General features: G+C 70.5%; 6 protein-coding genes. 1 reads left to right on the top strand and 5 read right to left on the bottom strand.

All coding sequences use genetic code 11. The features are described 5' to 3' along the window. Nucleotides 1-25 precede the first annotated feature (25 nt). From ABZ078_RS33455 to ABZ078_RS33445, 3 genes are read right to left on the bottom strand one after another with little or no spacing between them, the layout of a single operon-like run. Nucleotides 26-1159 carry an Mrp/NBP35 family ATP-binding protein gene (locus tag ABZ078_RS33455; RefSeq protein WP_356581600.1) on the bottom strand — a complete coding sequence of 378 codons (1134 nt, stop codon included), beginning with the start codon at nucleotides 1157-1159 and terminating at the stop codon, nucleotides 26-28. Nucleotides 1160-1202: 43 nt separating this feature from the next. Next, the gene (locus tag ABZ078_RS33450) at nucleotides 1203-1814 is read right to left on the bottom strand and encodes a DUF1003 domain-containing protein (RefSeq protein WP_356581598.1); all 612 of its coding nucleotides are present in this window, start codon (nucleotides 1812-1814) and stop codon (nucleotides 1203-1205) included. Beyond that, the gene (locus ABZ078_RS33445) at nucleotides 1804-3099 is read right to left on the bottom strand and encodes a CBS domain-containing protein (RefSeq protein WP_356581596.1); all 1296 of its coding nucleotides are present in this window, start codon (nucleotides 3097-3099) and stop codon (nucleotides 1804-1806) included. The genes ABZ078_RS33450 and ABZ078_RS33445 overlap by 11 nt, the downstream gene beginning before the upstream one ends. A 234-nt stretch (nucleotides 3100-3333) precedes the next feature. Between ABZ078_RS33445 and ABZ078_RS33440 the strand changes: the two genes are divergently transcribed. Further along, nucleotides 3334-4080, top strand: a complete 747-nt coding sequence (locus tag ABZ078_RS33440) for a hypothetical protein (protein WP_356581594.1) — start codon at nucleotides 3334-3336, stop codon at nucleotides 4078-4080. Between the two features lie 45 nt (nucleotides 4081-4125). On the opposite strand, the gene ABZ078_RS33435 is transcribed toward ABZ078_RS33440, so the two are convergent. Together ABZ078_RS33435 and ABZ078_RS33430 are read right to left on the bottom strand one after the other, a co-directional pair. Continuing rightward, nucleotides 4126-4638, bottom strand: a complete 513-nt coding sequence (locus tag ABZ078_RS33435; RefSeq protein ID WP_356581592.1) for a hypothetical protein — start codon at nucleotides 4636-4638, stop codon at nucleotides 4126-4128. A gap of 32 nt (nucleotides 4639-4670) precedes the next feature. Beyond that, on the bottom strand, nucleotides 4671-5786 hold the full coding sequence (locus tag ABZ078_RS33430) for a magnesium and cobalt transport protein CorA (RefSeq protein ID WP_356581590.1): 1116 nt from the start codon (nucleotides 5784-5786) through the stop codon (nucleotides 4671-4673). Nucleotides 5787-6000 lie beyond the last annotated feature (214 nt).

Raw genomic sequence — 6000 nt, 5'->3', positions numbered from 1 at the left:
CGGCGCCCCCATCGGCGTCGAGCGATCAGAACTTGTTGCGTGGCGTGATCCCCAGCGACATGCCCGACAGGCCCCGCTGCCGGCCGCCGAGCTTGCCGGCGATCGCCCGCAGGGCCGAGCCCGCCGGGGAGTCCGGGTCGGTCAGGACCACGGGCTTGCCCTCGTCGCCGCCCTCGCGCAGGCGGACGTCGATGGGGATGTTGCCGAGGACCGGGACGTTCGTGCCGGTCGTGCGCGTGAGGCCGTCGGCGACGGCCTGGCCGCCGCCCGTGCCGAACACGTCGACCATCTCGCCGCAGTGCGGGCAGGGCAGGCCGGACATGTTCTCGACCACACCGACGATCTTCTGGTGGGTCTGGACGGCGATGGACCCGGCGCGCTCGGCGACCTCGGCCGCCGCCTGCTGCGGGGTCGTGACGACCAGGATCTCGGCGTTCGGGACCAGCTGGGCGACGGAGATCGCGATGTCGCCGGTGCCCGGCGGGAGGTCCAGGAGCAGGACGTCCAGGTCACCCCAGTACACGTCCGCCAGGAACTGCTGGAGGGCGCGGTGCAGCATCGGGCCGCGCCAGACGACCGGGGCGTTGCCCGGCGTGAACATGCCGATGGAGATGACCTTCACGCCGTTCGCGGACGGCGGCATGATCATGTTCTCGACCTGGGTCGGACGGCCGTCGGCGCCCAGCATGCGCGGCACGCTGTGGCCGTAGATGTCGGCGTCGACGACGCCCACCTTCAGACCGTCGGCCGCCATCCCCGCCGCCAGGTTCACCGTCACCGACGACTTGCCGACGCCGCCCTTGCCGGACGCGACCGCGTACACGCGGGTCAGCGAGCCCGGCTTGGCGAACGGGACCTCCCGCTCGGCCTGGCCGCCGCGCAGGGCGTTCGCCAGCTCCTTGCGCTGCTCGTCGCTCATCACGTCGAGCGTGACGTCGACGCGGGTGACGCCCCCGACCCGGGAGACGGCGTCCGTCACGCGCTGCGTGATCGTCTCGCGCATCGGGCAGCCGGAGACGGTCAGGTACACGGTGACCGCGACCGCACCGTCCGCACCGATCTCCACCGACTTGACCATCCCCAGTTCGGTGATGGGGCGGTTGATCTCGGGGTCGTTCACCGTCGCCAGTGCTTCGCGCACCGCGTCTACCGTAGCCATAAGGACGATGGTACGGCCCGGTAGCCATGCCCCGGAAAGTCTGTCAGCGGTCGTCTACGTCACGTCCGCGCGACCGTTCCGCCGGGAATACGCCGGGCTCGTGGTGGCCGTCCGGGCGGTGGCCGTTCTGCCGCTCCTCCAGCTCCTTCACCACGTCCTGGAGCTCCGAGCGCATCCAGTCGCGGGTGGCGACCTCCCCGAGCCCGATGCGCAGCGCGGCGATCTCGCGGGTCAGGTACTCGGTGTCGGCGATCGACCGCTCGTTCTGCTTGCGGTCCTGTTCGAGCTCGACCCGGGAGCGGTCGTCCTGCCGGTTCTGCGCGAGCAGGATCAGCGGGGCGGCGTAGGAGGCCTGCAGGGACAGGGCCAGGGTCAGGAAGATGAACGGGTACTCGTCGAACCGCAGGTCGCGGGGTGCGGAGATGTTCCACAGCACCCACACGATGATCACGACCGTCATCCAGACGAGGAACCGTCCGGTGCCGATGAAACGGGCGATCCGCTCCGACAGCCGACCGAATGCCTCCGGATCCCACTCGGGCAGGAGCCGGCGGCGCGGCGCCCGGGGCTGGTCGAGACGCGCGCGGGGCCCCCGGGTGGCCGCTGTGGCGCCCGACGCCATCCGCTCGCGCGTGCCCTCGCGCTCAGGAGCCATTCGCCGCCACCCCCTCGCCCGCGTCCTCGTCCAGGTGGAACTCCGTCTCCCGCCAGTCCTCGGGCAGCATGTGGTCCAGCACGTCGTCCACGGTGACCACGCCCAGCAGCGAACCGGACTCGTCGACGACGGGTGCCGCGACCATGTCGTACGTCGCGAAGAACCCGGCGACGACCGGCAGCGCGGCGTCCGGCGCCAGGGCCTCCAGGGCCTCGTCGACGAGCGAGCTGACCAGGGTGTACGGAGGGTCGCGCAGCAGGCGCTGGAAGTGGACCGTGCCGAGGTACTTGCCGGTGGGCGTCTCGTCGGGCGGGCGGCAGACGTAGACCTGGGCGGCGAGGGCGGGGGACAGGTCGGGGTTGCGGACGCGGGCGAGGGCGTCGGCGACGGTGGCGTCCGGGCGCAGCACGATGGGTTCGGTGGTCATCAGACCGCCCGCGGTGTGCTCCTCGTACGCCATCAGGCGGCGCATGTCGGCCGCGTCGGCGGGCTGCATCAGGCTGAGCAGCCGCTCCTGGTCGTCCTCCGGGAGCTCACCGAGCAGGTCGGCCGCGTCGTCCGGGTCCATGGCCTCCAGGACGTCGGCGGCGCGCTCCTCCTTCAGCTTGCCGAGGATCTCGATCTGGTCGTCCTCGGGGAGTTCTTCCAGGACGTCGGCGAGGCGGTCGTCGTCGAGGGCGGCGGCGACCTCGGCGCGGCGCTTGGGGGAGAGGTGGTGCAGGACGTTGGCGAGGTCGGCGGGGCGCAGCTGCTCGAAGGTGGCCAGCAGGCTCTCGGCGCCCTGCCCCTTCTCCTCCGCGGAGAACCCGGTGACGGCGGACCACTCGACGGTCAGCGACTCGCCCTTGGCACGCCTGAAGGCGCCGCTCTTGCCGCCCTTGCGTACGAACACCTTGTCGATCTCCCAGTCCCGCCGGGCCGGCAGTTGCTGCACCGACAGGTCGAGTACGGTGACCTCCTCGCCGGTCTCGACGAGCGTGACGCGCCGGTCGAGCAGTTCGCCGAAGACGAGGCGCTCGGTGGGGCGCTGTTCGAAGCGGCGGACGTTGAGCACGCCGGTGGTGATGACCTGGCCGGACTCGATACTGGTCACGCGGGTCATGGGCAGGAAGATGCGGCGCCGGGTGGCGAGTTCGACGACCAGGCCGAGCAGACGCGGGGGACGCCGGCCGACGCGCAGCATGACGACGAGATCGCGGACGCGGCCGACCTGGTCGCCGTTCGGGTCGAAAACGGCGACGCCGGCGAGGTGCGAGACGAAGATCCGGGGGACGCCGGCTGCCATGGCTGCGGCTCCTTTTCGTACGTGGTGTGCCGTGTTGCTGTTGCTGCTTCTCGTGCCGTTCCGCTGACTGTGCCGCTTACCCGAATTGCCCGCTCGGATGGGCTTCAGGCTAGCCCGTCCGGATCCGATACGCCCTGGTGAGGGGTCCGGACGGACTGGCTCCGCCGCGGCCCCGAGGGGCCGGTACGCTGCGGTACGCCGCTGACGTCACTCGACAGAAAGGCAGTCCCGCCTGTGACTGCGATTCCGCAGGGTCGTGCTCGCCGGGCCGCGCTGATGAGCGCCGTGTGCGCCCTGGTCGTGTCGGGAACGGGACTGACGGGATGCAGTGAGGACCCGGACGAGGGCACCAACGGGGTCGGCAGGTTGTCGGCCGCCGAGATCCAGCGCAAGACCCGTACGGCCGCCGACTCCGCCGAGGCGGTGCGGCTCTCCGGGAACGTGGTCACCAGTGGGCGCACTTACAAACTCGACATGCAACTGAAGTCCGACGGTGCGACGGGGTCGGTCACCGCGCAGGGGTCGACCTTCCAGCTGCTGCGGATCGGCGAGCAGCTGTATCTGAAGGCCGACGCCGGCTTCTGGAGCGATGCGGGCAACGACGGCAAGGCGGATGCGGCGGCCGTGGACAAGCTGGGCGGCAAGTACGTGAAGGTGCCGCAGGGCGATCCGTCGTACAAGAAGTTCAGCGGCTTCACGGACAAGGACGTACTCCTGGACGGCCTGTTGACCCTGCACGGCAACCTGGCCAAGGACGGCCACCACGAGCAGGCGGGCACCCGCAGCATCCGCATCACCGGCGACGCCGGCTCCGGCGGTACCCTCGACGTCTCCCTGGAGGGCACCCCGTACCCCCTCCGCCTGACCCGGGCGGGCGGCGCGGGCACGCTGACGTTCTCCTCGTGGGGCAAGGACTTCCCGCTGGAGAAGCCCGCCAAGGACGACACGGTGGACTACGGCAAAGAGCTGCCGACGTCGTAGGCGACGGAGAGCGGCCCCCGCAGGTTCCGGTTGTCCGCCCCGCCCCTACTTCCGCTTGCGCCTCTTCAGCAGCAACCGCGGCAGCCCCGCCGGAATCGGCTGCCGGGTCGTCGCCGGCGTCGGCAGCGGGGCCTCCGACAGCGACCCCTCCGGCAACGGTGCCGTCCCACCCGTCGGCTCCAGCCGCAGCACCCGGCATTCCCGCGCCCAGCGCCGGGGCATCGCCTCGCCGTCGGGGGCGTTCAGGCGCTTGCCCTTGAGTTCGGCGACCGCGGCCTCCCACGGCTCGGAGCCCGGCGCGAGCTCCACGACCTTCGCCGACCACGAGACCAGCCGGCCGCCCTTGTCCTTGCTGCGGACCGTCACCTCGGCCCCGGCCCCGTCGGCCAGCCCCGGAAGCGGCTGCTCGCCCGGACCGTCGCCCACGACACAGGCCGCACCCTCGTGCCACACGTGCCACAGCGCCCGGGCCGGGGCACCGGGCCCCTTGACCCAGATGAGGCCGGACTTCTTCGTGGCCTCCTCGACGAGGGCCTGGTCGAGCAGCTCGCTTGTCATGGCCCAAGCCTATCCAGCGCTGTCCGGGCTGCTCAGAGCCATCCGTTCCGCTTCAGCGTGCGGTGGATACCGAGGCAGATCATCGCCGTGATCCCGAGCACCATCGGGTACCCGAACTTCCAGCGCAGTTCCGGCATGTAGTCGAAGTTCATCCCGTACACCCCGCACACCATCGTCGGTACGGCGATGATCGCGGCCCAGGAGGTGATCTTCCGCATGTCCTCGTTCTGCGCGACGGACGCCTGCGCCAGGTTGGCCTGGAGGATCGAGTTCAGCAGCTCGTCGAAGCCCATGACCTGCTCCTGCACCCGGGCCAGGTGGTCGGCGACGTCCCGGAAGTACTTCTGGATGTCCGGGTCGATCAGCCGCATGGGCCGCTCGCTCAGCAGCTGCATGGGACGCAGGAGCGGCGACACAGCGCGCTTGAACTCCAGCACCTCGCGCTTGAGTTGGTAGATCCGCCCCGCGTCCGTACCGCGGGGCGTGCCCTTGCGTCCCAGCGAGAAGACCTCGGTCTCGACCTCGTCGATGTCGTCCTGCACCGCGTCGGCGACGGCGATGTACCCGTCGACGACATGGTCGGCGATGGCGTGCAGCACGGCCGACGGGCCCTTGGCGAGCAGCTCGGGGTCGTCCTGGAGACGGTGCCTGAGGGCCCGCAGCGAGCCCTGGCCGCCGTGCCGGACGGTGATGAAGAAGTCCCGGCCGGTGAAGCACATGACCTCGCCGGTCTCGACGATCTCGCTGTTGGCGGTGAGCTCGTCGTGGTCGACGTAGTGGATGGTCTTGAAGACGGTGAAGAGGGAGTCGTCGTACCGCTCCAGCTTCGGGCGCTGGTGGGCCTGCACGGCGTCCTCGACCGCCAGCGGGTGCAGTCCGAACTCGTTTGCGATACCGGCGAACTCGGCCTCGGTCGGCTCGTGCAGACCGATCCAGACGAACCCCCCGTCGCGCCGCACCTGGCGCATCGCCTCGTGCGGGGTCAGCGGCTTGGGGCTCTCGACGCGGGCGCCGTCCCGGTAGACGGCGCAGTCGACGACGGCGGAGGGCGTCGCCGGGTCGCGGGTGGTGTCGTACGTGCCGTTGTCCTTGCGCAGCGAGACGCGGGACGGGCGGACCACGGCACGCAGGTCGCGGATCATCGACATGAGCAGGCTCCTTCGCGACGGGCAACGAAGCGTGGAAGGCCGCAGCCCGGTTGGAACTGCCCGGAATGGGGACGTCCTGACCTCAGGATGTTTGGCACGTCCACAAAGCGGGGAGCACCGCACCGTCGCGGTGATGGGCTTCGTTGCTGATACAGATCGGACCGATCAGGCAAAGCGAAACGAAGTGCTCTTCCGCGTGAGGACACGAGCGTGA

The sequence above is a fragment of the Streptomyces sp. NPDC006385 genome, assembly GCF_040612485.1.
Classification (GTDB): Bacteria; Actinomycetota; Actinomycetes; order Streptomycetales; family Streptomycetaceae; genus Streptomyces.
Note: the sequence above shows the minus strand (reverse complement) of the source record. Positions and strands in the feature narration are given on the sequence as shown.